We start from the raw sequence: 16400 nt of genomic DNA on the forward strand, positions 1-16400 counted from the left end.
TGAAAGCCTCTGAATGCAACGCATGGCGATAGCGGAGCCCATGAAATGACGACGCCGGACTCATTGCCTTCAAACGCCTTCAGGATTCTTGACGGGCGGGGACATGGAGCGCTTCAGACCTGGGTTCCGGGACAGGATGTGCCTCGAAACGAGGGCCTCGCATGGTTCCACCTGAACTATGCCGATCCGGAAACCCGGGACTGGCTGCTGCGCTCCGAATTGCTGAGCATTCCGGTGGCGGAATCTTTGCTCGACGAGGAAACGCGGCCTCGCGTACTGCATCACGGCGAGGGGCTGCTCCTGACGTTGCGCGGGGTGAACCTCAATCCCGGCGCCGAACCCGAGGACATGGTCTCCATAAGATTATGGATCGAGGACGGCCGGATCATCTCCACACGCAAACGCCGGCTCAAATCCGTGGAAACGATCCAGGGCATGCTCGAAGCGGGACACGGCCCACGCAGCAGTGGGGAATTCCTGGTGATGTTGCTCGGGCTCATGACGGACAACATCGGAGAGGTCATCGAGGCACTGGAAGACAACATGGCCGAGGTGGAAGAGAGGATCGTCGAACACAAGGATGCCAGGGCCCGCGAAAGCCTGGCCGATCTGCGCAGGCAGGCCATCGCGCTGCGCCGCTACCTCGCGCCACAGCGCGAGGCTCTGTCACGGCTGACCACCGAGCAGGTGCCATGGATGAGTCCGGACGATCATTTCCGGATTCGCGAAACCACGGACGAGCTCATTCGGCACATAGAAGATCTTGACGCGGTGCGTGAACGCGCGGCCCTCGCGCACGAGGAGTTTGTGAACCACGCCTCGGAACAGCTGAACCGGCGCATGTTCCTGCTCTCGGTGGTGACGGTCATCTTTCTTCCACTGGGATTCTTGACGGGACTTTTCGGCATCAACGTGGGCGGCATCCCCGGATCCGGCAGCCCATGGGGCTTTGCCGCATTCTGCCTGGGCGTCGCACTGGCGGGAGCGGGCATATTCCTGATATTCAAGCGGTCCCGCTGGCTATAAAAAAAGACGATTGATCATTCCAAGCATGGATTACAGCGCGGCGCCACCATGGCGCGCACGCAAAGGACCTGATCAATCGTCTTGTGCGCTCTCTAACATTCCGGCACGCCCCTCTGCAAGAAAGGATTGCGTTTTTTGCTCATCATCCATTCTGTCGAAATAGCCGCTCAGTTGTGACACGCAGCGCACCGCGATGCGTGAAAAACCCTCGGCAAGAAGAACCTCCTCCAACATGCAGAGCATTCGGGATGAATGAATCTCACGGCCAAGATGCAGTTCATGGCATCCCCGGTCGCCAAGTCGCAGCCTGAAGGGGAATTCCTCATGTCCCGCCGCTTGCAAAGCCTCTTCCACGGCCCGCTCCCCTGCGGCCAGACGCGCCAATAGCCGCGCATCAGGCGCCAGGCCATACGGCAGGCGGGTCAGCAGACAGGCCCGGGCCTGCTGCTCCGGGCGCGCGAGGCCCGTCTTCCTGGCCAGGGCGCGGATCATGTCCTTGGTCAATCCGACTTCGGCCAGGGGAGAGCGGATGCCAAGTTCAAGCAATGCCCGCCTTCCGGGACGGAACTGCCGGGCGTCCGAGGCGTTGGAACCGTCACAGACAGGCGCCGTGGCGACGGACAGTATCTGCTCGAAAAGAAACCGCTTGCATTCATAGCAACGCGCCTTCGAACCGGCCGCGACTTCAGGCAGATGCAAGGGATCAAGCCGCAGCAATTTCCAGGGCAGCCCCATGCTCGCAGCCCACGCGAGAGCGTATTCGGACTCTTCGGGAGCGACATGTGGACCACGGACATGCACAAGCTCCACCGACACTCCGGCCAGCAGCCCTGCATGGGCCAAAAAACGGCTGTCGATCCCGCCGGAAAAGGCCACGGTGACAGGGCCCACTTCACGCAGCCGACCGATCAGAGAATCCCAGGCGGAAGTTTCATCATGCAAAGGCATCGAGACTCCTCGTTTCAAGCTGATCTTCATCCAATGTTTCCTCTTCCCTGCCCGCCAAAAACACCGTAAGCGACCGCCATGAGCCACTTCAGCGCGATCCATGAAATCGACGCGGGGGAATTTTCGGTCCGTAGCGTCCTGATCCGGGGAACCCGGTTCTGCCTGATCTGGGACACCTTGACCAGTCCGCGCGACATGGCCAGCTTCGCCCAAATCTGCGCCGGACAGCAGTGTCTGGCCGTCTACAGCCACGCCGACTGGGACCACGTGCAGGGCACGGCCGCCCTGGACAATCCCGTCGTCATCGGCCACTCGGACTGCGCCCGGCGGTTCGAGGTCGAGGCCGGGCAGACCCTGGCCGACATGCAGGCCCGGGAACCGGGCAAGTGGGACGAGGTCAAGCTCATCCCCCCGCACATCACCTTCGAAGGCCGCCTCGACCTTGACCTCGGTGGCCTCACGGTCCAGCTGCACTCCCTGCCCGGACACACCCCGGACACCCTCGTGGCCTTCATCCCGGAAATGGAGCTTCTGCTGGCCGGGGACGCGGTGGAACTGCCCCTGCCCTGCGTGCCCGCGGACTGCGACCTCGATGCGTGGATAGGGGAGCTTCTGCGCTGGCGCAAGCACCCGGGAGCGTGTAGGGTCATCCCATCGCACGGGCCCATGGGCGGCAAGGACATCCTGGACGGCACCATCGACTATCTCGACGGCTTGCGCCAGGGCCAAAACAGGCTCTTGCCTGAAGGGCTGTCCCCGTTTTACGCCAGCACACACCGGGACAACTTGAGTAATCGCGGCATCGGCACCGGATCGTAGTCCGCCTGTATCAATGCAATTTTCAACATCAACCGAGGAGATCTCGATGAAGGTCGTCTTTCACCTGGACCTGGACGAAGAAAAGGTTCTGCGCATCGCCCTGACCAACATGGAAAACCTGCGCGCCGCCAAGCCGGGAGCACGCATCAATCTGCTGGTCAATGGACCCGCGGTCAAATTTTTCCGCAAGAACGGCGAGGACGAATTCCTGACGCGCATCAAGAACCTGATCCAGTCCGAAGTGACGGTCTTCGTGTGCCAGAACGCCCTGCGCGCCTTCGAAATCCCCGAGGAAGACCTCTGCCCCGGATGCGAAACCGTCCCCGCCGGCGTAGTCGCCCTGATCAAATTGCAGCAGCAGGGCTGCGCGTACATCAAACCGTAGGGGCGGTCCTACGTGACCGCCCTGCCTTTGGCCCCGCGTGACCGCCCGGCATCGCGGGAGAGGGCAGACACGCAGGTCTGCCCCTACGGTGCATTCATCATAACCCCGACCGAATTAATCACGACCCGTCAACCAAATCCGCGCCTATCGTAGGGGCGGTCCTACGTGACCGCCCTGCCTTTGGTCCTGCGTGACCGCCCGGCCTTTGGTCCTGCGTGACCGCCCTGCCTTGGTCCTGCGTAAACGCCCGGCATTCCGCCCTGCGTGACCGCCCGGCATCGCGGGAAAGGGCAGACACGCAGGTCTGCCCCTACGGTACATTCGTCACAACCACGACCGGATTAATTTTGACCCCGCCCACCACGAATCACATTTCACCCCAAAAAATAATTCACCACGACTAATTTTTTTATTGACTTCCACCCATCCGCCCGCATAATAAGTTCACCACGACAAACAATTCCGGAGACGTTATGAATCTTGATCTTTTCATCACCCTTGGCGTGATAGCCATTGCGGCAATCTACCTGCTGCGACGACACTTCAGGAAAAGCGACCCATGCTGCGGCTGTTCGGGTTGTTCCAACAACCTTGAACCCAAACCGCTTGGAGACTGCCGTTCCAAAAAAAGCTGATTTTCAAAATCCTCCTCGCCGTCATTCCTCTGCAAAGAGGTATTTTTTTACACACATGATTAGACACAACTAACTCGGAGCCGCCATGAATTCAACCATTACCCTCAGGTCCATGCAGGCCGATCAGTCCGGCATCATCGATTCCATCAGCGCCTCTGGCGAGCTTGGCAGACGCATTCGCGACATGGGGCTTGTACCCGGGACACAGGTCACCATCGTGGGCCGCGCGCCGCTAAAAGACCCGGTGGCCCTGCGCCTGCGCGATTTTACCCTGACCCTGCGCAACAATGAAGCCGACCTGATCATGGTCAACGTGAACAACAGCGGAGAAAACCGTCAATGAACGCCACCATGGCCCTGATGGGCAACCCCAATTCCGGAAAGACGACCCTGTTCAACAACCTGACCGGCGCCAGGCAGCACGTGGGCAACTACCCCGGCATCACCGTCGAAAAACGCGAAGGCCGCCTCAAGATCGAAGAGCTCGACATCACCGTGGTCGACCTGCCGGGAACCTACTCCCTGACCGCCTACACCCAGGACGAACTGGTTGCGCGAAATTTTCTGATCGAGAAAAATCCCGACGCAGTGGTGGCGGTGCTGGACGCGACCAATCTGGAGCGCTCACTCTATCTTGTACTGCAAATCCTGGAGCTTGGCACTCCGGTCATCGTGGCGCTGAACATGATGGACGAGGTCCGGCGCAAAGGCGTCAGCATCGACACTGGGCGTCTCTCCAAGCTTCTAGGCACCCCTATCCTCGAAATGGTGGCGAGAACCGGCGAGGGGCGCGAAAATCTTCTGCAGGAGGCGCGCACGGCCATGCTCGAACGTCGCCCCGCGCGAAGGGAACTGCGCATCTCCTACGGTCACGACCTCGACGAGACTCTCAACGTCATGCAGGAACTGATCGAGTCCTCGAATTTTCTCGATGGCCGCTATCCATCCCGCTGGCTCGGTCTCAAGTATCTGGAAAACGATGCCGAAGTCCTGGCCTTGGGGGAATCCTTCCCGGATGTGCACTCGCGCCTGCTGGAACTGACCGGCACCCTGGCCGAGCATTGTCGCAAGACCCTGAACACCGAGCCCGAATGCCTCATCGCCGACTACCGCTACGGGTTCATTACCGGGCTCCTGAAGGACGGAGTGGTCACACGGCCCACGACCCAGGCCCGCTTCGACATCACCGACAAACTGGACATGGTGCTGACCAATCGTCTGGCCGGACCTTTTCTCATGTTCGCCATCATCTATCTGATGTTCGAGCTGACCTTCACGCTGGGTGAAGTGCCCATGGGCTGGGTGGAAGCGCTGTTCGGCTGGCTCAGCGAAACGGCCACCGCCATCCTGCCCGAAGGCCTGCTCAGCTCGCTCATCGTATCCGGCATCATTGACGGTGTGGGCGGCGTACTCGGCTTCACGCCGCTGATCATGATCATGTTCTTCTTTCTCTCCTTCCTGGAGGATTCCGGGTACATGGCGCGCATGGCCTACATGCTCGACCGCGTCTTCCGCATCTTCGGGCTGCACGGCTGCTCGGTCATGCCCTTCATCATCTCCGGCGGCATACCCGGCGGCTGCGCCGTGCCCGGCGTAATGGCGGCACGCACCCTGCGCAGCCCCAAGGAAAAGATCGCAACCGTCCTGACCGCGCCCTTCCTTAGCTGCGGAGCCAAGGTACCCGTCTTCCTGCTTCTGGCCGCCGCCTTTTTCCCGGGAGCCGGCGCCAGCGCGCTGTTCTGGATCACCCTTGGCGGATGGGTCATGGCCCTTGTCTCGGCCCGCATCCTGCGCTCCACCGTCATCAAGGGCGAGGCCACGCCTTTTGTCATGGAACTGCCGCCGTACCGCATGCCCACCTTGAAAGGCATGTGCCTGCACACTTGGGAGCGGGTCTGGCAGTACATCAAGAAGGCCGGCACCGTGATCCTGGCCATCTCCATCCTGCTCTGGGCGGCCATGACCTTTCCGGGCCCGTCCGAGGAGCAGACCGCACGCTTCGCAAACGAACGCGCCGGCATCGAGGCCATGACCTGGGAGAGCGACGCAGCCATGGAAGAAGCCCTGGCCGTCATCGACAACGCCGAAGCCCAGGAAGCACTGCGCTCTTCGCTGGCCGGTATGGTCGGCACGGCTCTTGAGCCCGTCTCCAAGCCCGCCGGATTCGACTGGCGCACCAACATCGCCCTTCTGGGAGGCTTCGCAGCCAAGGAAGTCATCGTCTCAAGCCTTGGCACCGCCTACTCCCTCGGCGAAGTCGATCCGGAGGAGAGCACCGGCCTGTCCGAGAAGCTGCGCACCGATCCGGCCTGGAACATGTGGGTGGCTGTCAGCCTCATCGCCTTTGTGCTGCTCTACGCGCCCTGCTTCGTGACCGTGGCCGTCATCGGCCGGGAGATCGGCTGGAAATGGGCCGCCTTTTCGGTGGGTTTCAATACGATCCTGGCCTATGGCATATCCGTGAGCATTTATCAGGTCGGCATGGCCCTTTAAAAACGTTTTCCCTCGATCAACCTCCCCCTCCACCGGGGCGGCAGGGCCATGCCCTGCCGCCCCGGCCCTTTTTTTGGCGCCATGCGCGTAACGCGCAGCACTAGTGGACATGGATGAGAACCGTGGGTCCTTCGTCTTCACAGATGATGACACCGGGACGGAGCGGAACATGGCCTCTGGAAAAAACTTCGCCGTAACCCATCGGCAACGTCACCAGTAAAAAACGCCCGCTTCCAATCGAAAGCGGGCGTCTTGCGCAATGGGCTTCCAGGCTCCTAGCGCATGGCCTTCCTTGCGGCCTCGGCCAGGAAACCGGAACGACTCATTCCATGGTTGGCGGCGTAGGTGTCGATCTTGGCCAGCAGAAGCTTTGGAAGAGTGATATTGAGCTTGGCCGCCGGGCCGAAATACCGTTCAACAGGCGCTTCGACCGCAGCCCAAATCCAGCCGTCGAACTCCGGCCGGGCCTGATGCTCGGCTATGGATTTCAAGACCGGGATATCGCGACCGGCCTCGATGGCGGCCTCGCACCACAAATCAATGGCCTCCCGAGCGTTGTCCATGGCTTCTTCCAGGGTATCACCCGCAGAAAAACAGCCCGGAAGATCAGGCACAACCACACCGTACGCGGTGGTCTCGGTCCCCGGCTCTATGGCGATGACGAATTTCATGCTTCCTCCCTAGTTGAGACCGGCGGCATTCATGATCTGATGCGTCAGCCCTTTTCCCAAATCCTTTCGCGGGTGCGGCACAACCACATGCCCAGGCTTTTCGGGATGCACGTACACATGGTGGCTCCCCCTGGCCCTGCGAAACAGCCACCCGTCAGCTTCCAGCTTCTTGATAAGTTCAGCGCTTCCCATGGTGGTTATGATAACCACCACAACTCTGGCGTCAAGCTCTTTGCCGACTGTAAAAACAGGAGGAGCATCGCCCCGTCCATCCAAGGCGGGCAAAAAATCGCAGGGATGACACCGAAGCGGGATAAGGAGCGGCAAGAGAAAAATCCACACGCGTGGCCTGCAAAAAAGCAAAGACCCCGCGCAGAAGCACAGGGTCGTCAGGGGCGTTCTTGTAACGCAGGTTGTCTTGGCACGTGGCCCGGGATCAGGCCATTCGCGGCGGAATTATCCCACCGAGGAAAAAACCATGGCTGCATGCACTCCCACCACGCATGCGGCGGCAATCAGGCCCAGAACCAGTCTCTTTCCAAAATCTGCAAGCATTTCTGCTCCTTAAAATGCATTTGAAAAAACATTTCCCTTGCCGATGCGACGGACTGCGCAGTCCGCCTACAAGCCATTCGCTACCTAGCGCGGCCAAGTAACACTGTCCATGGAATTTTATGCGTGAAGCAAAAAACCCTTGCCGAAGTTTTCCGGCAAGGGCTTGGGAATCAAATCGGGGCGAAGTCGGCCTTCGCCTCGAATCAATCGGCCATTACTCAGCCTGGGCCGCAGGATCCTTGTAGAGAGCCGGATCAACGCCAAGAGCGGAGATCAGGTTGCCGGAAAGGGCCATGAGCTTGTAGGCCGCGATCTGCTCGTTCACGCTGGAGGTGACCAGCTGGCTGGAAGACTGGAACACTTCGTTCTCGGAGTCGAGCACGTCGAGCAAGCTGCGCTGTGCCACGCCGAACTGCTCCAGGTAGATTTCCTTGGTGTTGCGGTTGTACTGTACGGCAGAGGTGTATTCCTTCACCTCGTTCAGGGAGGACTTGTACTGCGCCCACGTGGTCTTGGTTTCGTTTTCGACCGCCAGGGTCAGGTCGGACTTGTCGGCTTCGGCCTGGCGCTTGCGAGCCTTGGTGGCCTTGTGACCGGCCACGTCGGAACCGCCGTTGAACAGGTTCCAGTTGAAACGGACCATGGCAGCGTCAGTGCGCTCCCAAGTTTCCTGATTCTCTACGCCGTCGGAATAGGCGGAGGACAGCTCAAAATACACATAGGGATGGTAATTTGCCTTGGCGATGTTGATGCGCTCGGCCTCGGCGTTGACGTCTTCGCCGGCGGCGTTGATCTTGGGATTGTTGCCGACGGCCTGGGCGGTCATGTCGTCCAGGGAAGCGGGGATGAGGTCCTGCGGATAGGGATCAACGGCGATCTTGCCGGGCAGCACGCCGGTCAGGCGCTGGTATTCATTCAAAGCCGCCTGCAGGGCGGAACGGGTCTTTTCGATGGAGGCCTGGGCCATGGACAGGCGGCCCTGGGTCTGGGTCACGTCCGCCACACTGCCTGCACCGGCCTCCTCGCGCTCCTTGAGGGAAGACAGGATGTCGCGGTGGGCCTTGGCGTTCTCTTCGGCCAGGAAGAGCAGTTCGCGCTGGCGATACACTTCGAGGTTGGCGATGACAGCATCCAGAGCCAGGGACTCGGCGTTGTCGAAAACGCGGTAGTCCAGGGAAGCGGCGCGTCTTTCATCCAGACGGATCTGACTGGAAGCCTCGCCACCGTCATAAAGACGCTGGCTCAGGATCGCGGAGATCTCGCCACGGGAATCCCAATCGCCGTCATTCCCGTTGTTGAGTTCGGAATTGTAGGAATCAGAACCATACCCGCCACGAATGTCGAGTTTGGGATACCAGCGGCCCTTAGACTTGTCCAAGTCATGCCCCACCGCTTCTCGGTTGTGTTTGATCATTTCCAGGCGCGGGGCATAGCGCAGGGTGTCGATGACACTTTTCTGGAGGGTGATGTCATCTTCGGCCGCAGCCACTCCGGCCGAAAGCATCACAGATAAGACAAGAGTAAGGCCTAATTTTTTTGCGTTCATAAACTTCCTCTCCTTGCTAGGGTAAAACATGGACTTATTTTGCTTTCATGTAATGATCGCAGTGGAGCTTGTAAACGAAAAAAGGGAGATTTGCACTCCCTTTTAATAAAAACCAACGTCCTACTTGTATGTAAGACAAGTCACGATTCGTACGAAGTCTTGATCACGTGTTCAAGAACATCGACCGAAAACCCCACAGCGTCCAAGCTCAAATCCAAGTCCACGCCGACATGGGTTCCAGCATCAAGCCCGGAAAGCTCCAACACGGAGCCAAGCCCATCCACGGACAAGCCGACAACATCATCCAAAGCCAGGATATCATCCAGCGACCAGCCCTGAAAATCCGGCATGGTCTCTTCCGGGGTCTTTTCGCCCAGGGCAAAGGAGCCCAGGGTTGTCGTGCCATCCACGGCTTCGGCAATATAACTGTAATACGTCGCGACCATGGATTGTCCGCCATCCCCGGAAACGGGGCAGACAAACGAATACTGCCCATCAGGCCAGACGGTAAGCTCCCCCCCGTAGGGCGGAGCCAGAACCAACCCGTCCTCGGGAACCTGGAAACCCGCGAATTCCACGACGCGCAGAAAATCCGAAGATTTCGGCTCGGGCCAGAAGTGGCCGGTTTGAGCGTGCTGGGGCATTTCATTATTCGTGAACGGATGATCCATGATGTCACCAAGTTTAAAAAGCTCTTATTCTTTGACGTACAAAAAGCCAAAAAAGAGGGGGGGGGAAAGGAAAAACCTCCCCCCTGAATCTTTTAGCCAATCTTGAGCACACCATCGGTAATCATTTCGTTGAGCACATTTAATTGATTTATGTCTGAATCCAAGTTGCTGATGTTGATCGTCGCGAGAGTGGTGAAGTCATTCCCACCGCCGTCAGCATCAACACTGAGCTTAATCTGTGTGTCCGAGAAACTATCAACATGGAGATATCCGCCCAAATTATCCGTCGTAGCCCCGTCAAGCAGCTCTGACAAATCGAGGTGATCCTGCTGATAGTTGAAGTCCGCGATGATGTCGCCAGCATCGACATCAGCCAAATCGCCGTCGACATACTTGAACACGTCGACACCGTTGCCGCCGGTCATACTATCGTCACCTGCACCACCGGTCAGAAGATCATCCCCGTCACCACCAACCAATGTGTCATCCCCAGCCGCGCCGATAAGATGATCATTGCCGTCTCCGCCAAGGATGGAATCGTCGCCAGATCCTCCGTTGATGTAATCATTCCCAGCCAGGCCGTACAAGGTATCATCGCCACTGGTTCCAAAGATAAAATCATCAGCTTGATCGTAGCCCTGGGCCACGTGCGAAGCATCAGCCTCAATTGCGTTAACAGGCAGCTGCGGGGTCACATCGAAGGTCAGAGTTGCGGTGTCGGAGTCTCCGTCAGGCTGAACCAGTTTATAGGTAAAGCTCTCGGTCAGCGTACCGCCAATGTAATCCGTATCATCAGGGGCATAGCTCGGGGTATAAGAGTAGGCACCATCAGGATGAATGGTCAAACTGCCATAAGTTCCCTCAATCACTGTTCCTCCGAAATGAACAGCGCTACTGCCCACTTCAGCAACCAAGGCCCCTTCGACACCCTGGAGATCATTCAAGAGCACGTTGCCGCTAACCTGACCCGCCAGAACCCAATCGACGTCGTCGAAGCTCAAAGTTATGTTGTTTCTCCCCTCTGGAGTAATTTGAAAAATATTGCCGTCCACACTGAGAGTTACGTAAAGATCGTTTAAAAGTGTATCGTCGTCTGCGTCTAAAACAAAACGATATGTCCCTGCAGACGGCACCTGAAATGGGGTAGTAATCTCGGAATTCCCTCTGAAATCTTTAGTTTCCACCGTCTGCCAAGAATCATCTGTCTCTACTTCAAGCCGAACCTTAACATCGTCTTCAGAAAAAAATCCTTTGAAATAGCCGATAATTTTAACATGTGCATTTAATGTCGTTGGCATATCCGTAGAAAAAGTGTCGGAAACCACTGTTGCCCGACTATTATCCCCTAATAAATCACCCGCGTTAGCATCACTTGGATTTGCAACAATATTTTGAATATTAAGCGGAATAGTCGACAGGACACTAGGAACTACTTCGACAAAATTGACTGCATCTGTGCCAATCACAGCAGTAGCTCCAGCACTACCGCCTGTATCGTTCGTCGCCGTCACCTCGCTGGAATCAGTAATCGTCAGGCTCAATTTCGCCCTAGCCACATCATCATCACCATCGACAACCTTGTATCCAAAATCCAGCTTGACAGAGTCATTGACGTCAAATGAACTCCGCACAAACTTATACGAACCATCAGCATAGCCGGTAAACGTCCCGTATGGCGTCTCAGTAACGTAGTAATCATCCTCGCCATCAGCGCCAGGATGTTTCACGTCGCCCCAAATCACCTCGCCTCGACCGTCAGCGCCGAAATCAGGATTAACTTTGCCCGCAATAACTGGAGCAGTTACAGGGGAGATGGTCGCCATAAGCGGGAACTCCTCTGGGCCGCCTTCCGAGTCAACATTATTTTCGAAAGTCGATATTCCCGTTGCTATGCTGCCATCAGATTTGACAAATCCAAGAATCTTCAACTCAAACTGCTGCCCAGCTACTGAGAACTGTTGGCTAAAGCTTGCTGAATTTATCGTGATCTCGTCTTTAGACGCAACAGGATTATTATCAATATTTGTCGTTTCATCGTGACTAAGCCTGATCGTATGCTCGACGAGCTCCCCGTTCACCATGAACTTCACACGCAAGTCTACTGAAGTGACACTGCTCCCAGATCCAATTGGACGGTTTATATGAGAAAATTTTCCCAATTCAAAAGGCGACCCTGCCAGATTATCAGAGAATACTCTTAAGTCATCTTTGTCGACAAACTTATAGCCCGAGCCTGTCGTTGAATCACCACCCCAATAATATGCATCTGAAAGTGGATCAGCGTCTAAATCTGTAGGAGAAGCCAATACGTTATTACTTGGTGACGCACTGACAAATCCTGCCTGGAATCCAGAAACATGGACAGGAATCTGTTCAACAAATGTTCTTGCAGCATTCGCAGCACTAGGCCCATCATCCTCGAAGCGAACCATCTGGCCAACATCGAGGGAAGCGGAATGCGTATCGTGATCGCCGTCAGTTGCAGTCGCGACAAGGGATATCAAACCGGAGTTAATCCTGGCGGCGGAATCAAGAGCTTCGATCGGATCTCTTGCATCATCATGCACAACAGCGCGCTGCTGATCCAAAGTCACCACGCCATTCCCGTCAACGCTCATTTCAAAAACGACACTCTTCACACCATTATTGTCAATATACCCTTGTACCAGTGTATTATTTGTGTTTGATCTCAGGATTACTTCCAGATCGGTGGCAGTATCAAACAAGCCGGAAGCACCGTCTTTAAGATCAAATGCATAGGTTAACGCCCCGCCAGGCCCATCAGCCCCGTAATTAACTTTGAAGGCGCCGCTCAAATCCAAGGTGGCATTAATCTCGAAGTTCGACTCATCAACCACCAAAAGGCCGTTAGAAGCCTGCGTCCACTGGGCATTGATGTTGACGTCGTTAAAGTCGGCGTCCGGCCCAGAAAGCGGGAGATCCTCCCAGTTCTGATTGCCTTCCGTTTTGGGTTTATCCTCCATGTAGTCACGCCCGTCAGCATTAAGAGATGGCTCATCGAAAATCACTGGGAAATCGTTACCGGCAAGGGGCGAACCCTTTCCCCCGGAACCATTATCAAGAAATGCTTGCCACTTGCCGTCAACCTGGTCGAAAACTACCTTCGCGTTATCGGAGAGGAAAGAATTTCTGTTGCCTCCATTTGGTATTATAAAAAACCCGATCTGATCCTGAGTGTAGCCAGAAACGGTAATCGTTGATGGCTCCTGGCCATAGTCATGCACGTCGTTCCAAACCACAACACCGTTCGTGGGAATATCGCCTTCACCCTTGAAGTAGTATCCATAGCTGTTGTGATAGCCAGCCGAACTCGCGAAATCGAAGTTGGAGAGAACGAGTAGGTTTGCAGGATCATTCGCAGTCACGACTTCGACTTTTGGCACATCATTCTCGACCACGATCTTGAAGGAGCCTTTGTCCAAGCCGTCCAATGTCGCCTCGTCGCCATCAGCGTCCGTCACCTTCACCCCAACCAAGGAGGAGAAGTCGATCCCGTCGACGCCCTTCGGCCCATCATCAGCATAGCCCGTAAGCAGGGACACGCCCGTGTCCCCACTGCCCGGAACATGATCCAGCTGACCGTCAAGATCAAATGACCAGCTGCCGTCGACGTTCACCGTCAGCGTGAAGATGGTCGTGCTTCCAGCTTTCGCGGTCAGCGTGTTGTCGGACACTTCATAGCCCAACTTCACACCATCGGAATACAGCTCCGGCAGTTTGCTCGTGTCGTCCCGCATGCCAAAGGCCACACTCCCCGGACCATCGGCACCGGGCTTGACAGCGACAAGACCGGACAGAGAACCGGCAAGGCCGATGACGGTGTCGTGGTCAGTCGTGATCCCGCCTTCACGGATGCCTTCGGAACTGTCGGTCGGCTCTGCTTTCGTGGAAAGAGCATCCTCGTAAACCTTCGCCTCGATAGGCCTGAATTCCTCACTCATCGAGACAGTCGGAACATCATTCTCAACCACTATCTTGAAGGAGCCTTTGTCCAAGCCGTCCAATGTCGCCTCGTCGCCATCAGCGTCCGTCACCTTCACCCCAACCAAAGAGGAGAAGTCGATCCCGTCGACGCCCTTCGGCTCATCATCAGCATAGCCCGTAAGCAGGGACACGCCCGTGTCCTCACTGCCCGGAACATGATCCAGCTGACCGTCAAGATCAAATGACCAGCTGCCGTCGACGTTCACCGTCAGCGTGAAGATGGTCGTGCTTCCAGCTTTCGCGGTCAGCGTGTTGTCGGACACTTCATAGCCCAACTTCACACCATCGGAATACAGCTCCGGCAGTTTGCTCGTGTCGGTCAGCAAGCCAAAGGCCACACTCCCTAGGCCATCGGCACCGGGCTTGACAGCGACAAGACCGGACAGTGAACCGGCAAGGCCGATGACGGTGTCGTGGTCAGTCGTGATCCCGCCTTCACGGATGCCTTCAGAGCTGTCGGTCGGCTCGGCCTCAGTGGAAAGCGCATCCTCGTAAACCCTCGACACGACAGGTGTGTACTTTTCGTTCATCGAGACCGTCGGCACATCGTCCTGCACCCGAAGAGTCAGCGGGACCTCGATAGGGTCATAGTCGCCATCCACCCCTGTAATAATAACGGAACCGAGCACGTTGATCTGCTCGCCCTGATCGTTCGGCTCAAGCAGCATGTTATCTAAAAGCTCAAAAACATATTGCCCGTTAGCGTACACTACCAAGGAGGCGGCCGGAGACGGCCCATCATAGATGAATGCAGAGAACCCCTCGCTTGGAATGGGCTGCATATTCGCGCCTAAAAAATTGCCATGCTGATCCCAGTAAACAGTGGTGCCGGGCTCGAAAGATTCCTCACCAACGGTGAAGACGGTCGCCCCACGGAAGCCATCAGCACCCCAATTGACGTTGTCTTCAATGGTGCCTCGGAAAATCTTATCCCAGCTGTCACTTTCATCATTGCCATCAATTTTTTCATCTTCAACCGTCGCGATATCGCCTCCGTCACCGAGGGAGACCGCATTCAGCGCCCCGGCCTCAAGGTCAAAGAATGACTCAAGCTCGGACAAAGGCGTCTCACCAGAGGTCAGGCGCAGCATGTACGCCCCTTCGGAAGGGCCGCCTTCGCCTTCATCGTGACTCGTAACGACAGCAACGTCCCCCAATTTCGTCCAGTTATCGGACAGATTTCCGCTCTCAAAACTCTCAACCGGAGCACCATTGACTGCCAAATTGTCAATCAGCAAGTGCGAATCATAACCAGTGTCTCCAGCATTCATGACTCCAAAGCCGATAGTCAACAGGCCGTCCGATTCCGCAACGTACGTGAAACTTGCCCAATTTGTCGCGTTTTCAGTTCCGACCTGGGCGACGTCGGCCAGCTTGATAGCTTCGCCATTAATGACCACAAAACCAAAATCCCTGTACGGGTCGAATATGAGCTCATCGGCATCAAAGAACCAATCGAAAGATACCTTGTCCCCAGCCTCCACCTCAAGAGTAGTGGACACACCGGAGCCGTCTGTCGCAGTGTTGATACCGCCAAAAACCGGCAGATCATCATCAATGGTCATGTTCAGGCCGCCCGAGACGCTATCCCCAGAGCCGTCCGTGATGGTGTAAGTGAAATTATAGAGGATGTCGTCTTCCGTGCCGGGCGCGGAATGATCCAGCGGCCGAAACAACTCGAAGCGGTAGTCACCGTTGGCGAGATCCGTGAGTTCAAGGGCGAAGACAACGATCTTCTCGGGAGTGCTGACTATTTCCTGAAGCACTTTCTCGCCAGACTTCTGACCAGAGTTTGAATAGCCGAAGTAGTAAGCATTGAGCGTCAGGCCGCCGTCCACAACCTCGTACGACAGGATATTGCCTTCCGAGGTCACGCCCTTTGCCGCGAGTCCGGTCGTATCCCAGGAGAAGGGAGACGTGATGCTGGGACCGTCGCCTCCAAAATCATAAGAAAGACTTCCCTCAACGAAGGGGAGTTGAGCAGGATGGTCCCCCGATGCTGAGTCATAGTTGCCGAAATAGGGGGCGCCCTCACCCAGTCCATCCTCATCCACAACACCAGCGACTAACCCGGCTGTAGGAAGAGGATTTTCGAGCGTAACATCCGCCTCAAGAGCTTCGACTACAATGGACGCAAATTCGCGAGGGTCGAGTCCATCCAGCTTATCCGTGCCGTCGATCACCTCGCCAGCGCCCTCGCGGAACTGCCCCACACCACCACTATCTACAGCACCAGCCTCAGGCCCAGCCGCAGGCTCCACTTCCTTCTCACCCAAAGCTGCCAGAAATTCCTGCATGTCCAGAACCGTACCATCAGGCATGACCACATTGGGCGCCTGGGCTTCGCCCAGATCCGTGAAATCGAGGACTACCTGGCCGCCGTTCGCGAATTCAAAAACCACATTTCCGCCATCCATCTTCACTTCGGCCTGATCAAAAGCAGCCTCAAGCACAATATCCTGACCGGGGATCGCGTTGACGATGACGGTCTGTCCGGTTTCTGGGGCCTGTACGTTCTGTTTGGAATTCTGCGATTCAGCCATGGTGTCCTCCACCTTCGGGTTATGTAAAATTTGGGGTTAATGCCCGTTTACAACCATTTTAAATTCTTTGACGTTTTTTATGCGGGCAGGAAGGGCTAGGGTC

General features: G+C 56.5%; 12 protein-coding genes. 6 read left to right on the plus strand and 6 right to left on the minus strand.

The window, feature by feature from the left end; genetic code table 11:
• The first annotated feature begins 45 nt into the window (after positions 1–45).
• Positions 46–1026: a zinc transporter ZntB gene (gene zntB, locus BMZ24_RS03765; RefSeq protein ID WP_092189382.1), complete on the plus strand. Its 981-nt coding sequence runs from the start codon at positions 46–48 to the stop codon at positions 1024–1026.
• Between the two features lie 72 nt (positions 1027–1098).
• Here the strand turns inward: zntB and larE are convergent, their stop codons facing one another.
• On the minus strand, positions 1099–1974 hold the full coding sequence (gene larE, locus BMZ24_RS03770) for an ATP-dependent sacrificial sulfur transferase LarE (RefSeq protein ID WP_092189384.1): 876 nt from the start codon (positions 1972–1974) through the stop codon (positions 1099–1101).
• A 78-nt stretch (positions 1975–2052) separates the two neighbouring features.
• Between larE and BMZ24_RS03775 the strand changes: the two genes are divergently transcribed.
• The 5 genes from BMZ24_RS03775 to feoB all read left to right on the plus strand — a co-directional run bounded on the left by BMZ24_RS03775 (position 2053) and on the right by feoB (position 6306).
• Positions 2053–2793 (plus strand): MBL fold metallo-hydrolase, encoded by a 741-nt coding sequence (locus BMZ24_RS03775; protein ID WP_092189386.1) that lies wholly within the window; start codon positions 2053–2055, stop codon positions 2791–2793.
• 46 nt (positions 2794–2839) lie between these two features.
• Positions 2840–3178: a DsrE family protein gene (locus BMZ24_RS03780; protein WP_092379197.1), complete on the plus strand. Its 339-nt coding sequence runs from the start codon at positions 2840–2842 to the stop codon at positions 3176–3178.
• 473 nt (positions 3179–3651) lie between these two features.
• Positions 3652–3813, plus strand: coding sequence for a FeoB-associated Cys-rich membrane protein (locus tag BMZ24_RS03785; protein WP_092189390.1), 162 nt, complete (start codon positions 3652–3654; stop codon positions 3811–3813).
• An 85-nt stretch (positions 3814–3898) separates the two neighbouring features.
• Positions 3899–4156 carry a FeoA family protein gene (locus BMZ24_RS03790; RefSeq protein ID WP_092189392.1) on the plus strand — a complete coding sequence of 86 codons (258 nt, stop codon included), beginning with the start codon at positions 3899–3901 and terminating at the stop codon, positions 4154–4156.
• Complete coding sequence (feoB, locus tag BMZ24_RS03795) at positions 4153–6306, plus strand: ferrous iron transport protein B (protein ID WP_092189394.1); 2154 nt, start codon at positions 4153–4155, stop codon at positions 6304–6306. The genes BMZ24_RS03790 and feoB overlap by 4 nt, the downstream gene beginning before the upstream one ends.
• 275 nt (positions 6307–6581) lie before the next feature.
• Here feoB and BMZ24_RS03800 read toward each other — a convergent pair whose 3' ends face one another.
• From BMZ24_RS03800 to BMZ24_RS03820, 5 genes are all read right to left on the minus strand, one after another.
• On the minus strand, positions 6582–6977 hold the full coding sequence (locus BMZ24_RS03800; RefSeq protein WP_092189396.1) for a type II toxin-antitoxin system HicB family antitoxin: 396 nt from the start codon (positions 6975–6977) through the stop codon (positions 6582–6584).
• Positions 6978–6986: 9 nt separating this feature from the next.
• A complete protein-coding gene (locus BMZ24_RS20075) occupies positions 6987–7319 on the minus strand; it encodes a type II toxin-antitoxin system HicA family toxin (RefSeq protein WP_244150275.1) in 333 nt (110 codons plus the stop codon).
• A gap of 427 nt (positions 7320–7746) precedes the next feature.
• Positions 7747–9078: a TolC family outer membrane protein gene (locus BMZ24_RS03810; protein ID WP_161949023.1), complete on the minus strand. Its 1332-nt coding sequence runs from the start codon at positions 9076–9078 to the stop codon at positions 7747–7749.
• Positions 9079–9218: 140 nt separating this feature from the next.
• A complete protein-coding gene (locus BMZ24_RS03815) occupies positions 9219–9749 on the minus strand; it encodes a hypothetical protein (protein ID WP_143077825.1) in 531 nt (176 codons plus the stop codon).
• A gap of 92 nt (positions 9750–9841) precedes the next feature.
• Complete coding sequence (locus tag BMZ24_RS03820; protein WP_092189402.1) at positions 9842–16297, minus strand: DUF5801 repeats-in-toxin domain-containing protein; 6456 nt, start codon at positions 16295–16297, stop codon at positions 9842–9844.
• Between the last annotated feature and the right edge of the window lie 103 nt (positions 16298–16400).

It is taken from the genome of Desulfomicrobium norvegicum (assembly GCF_900114595.1).
Classification (GTDB): domain Bacteria; phylum Desulfobacterota; class Desulfovibrionia; order Desulfovibrionales; family Desulfomicrobiaceae; genus Desulfomicrobium; species Desulfomicrobium macestii.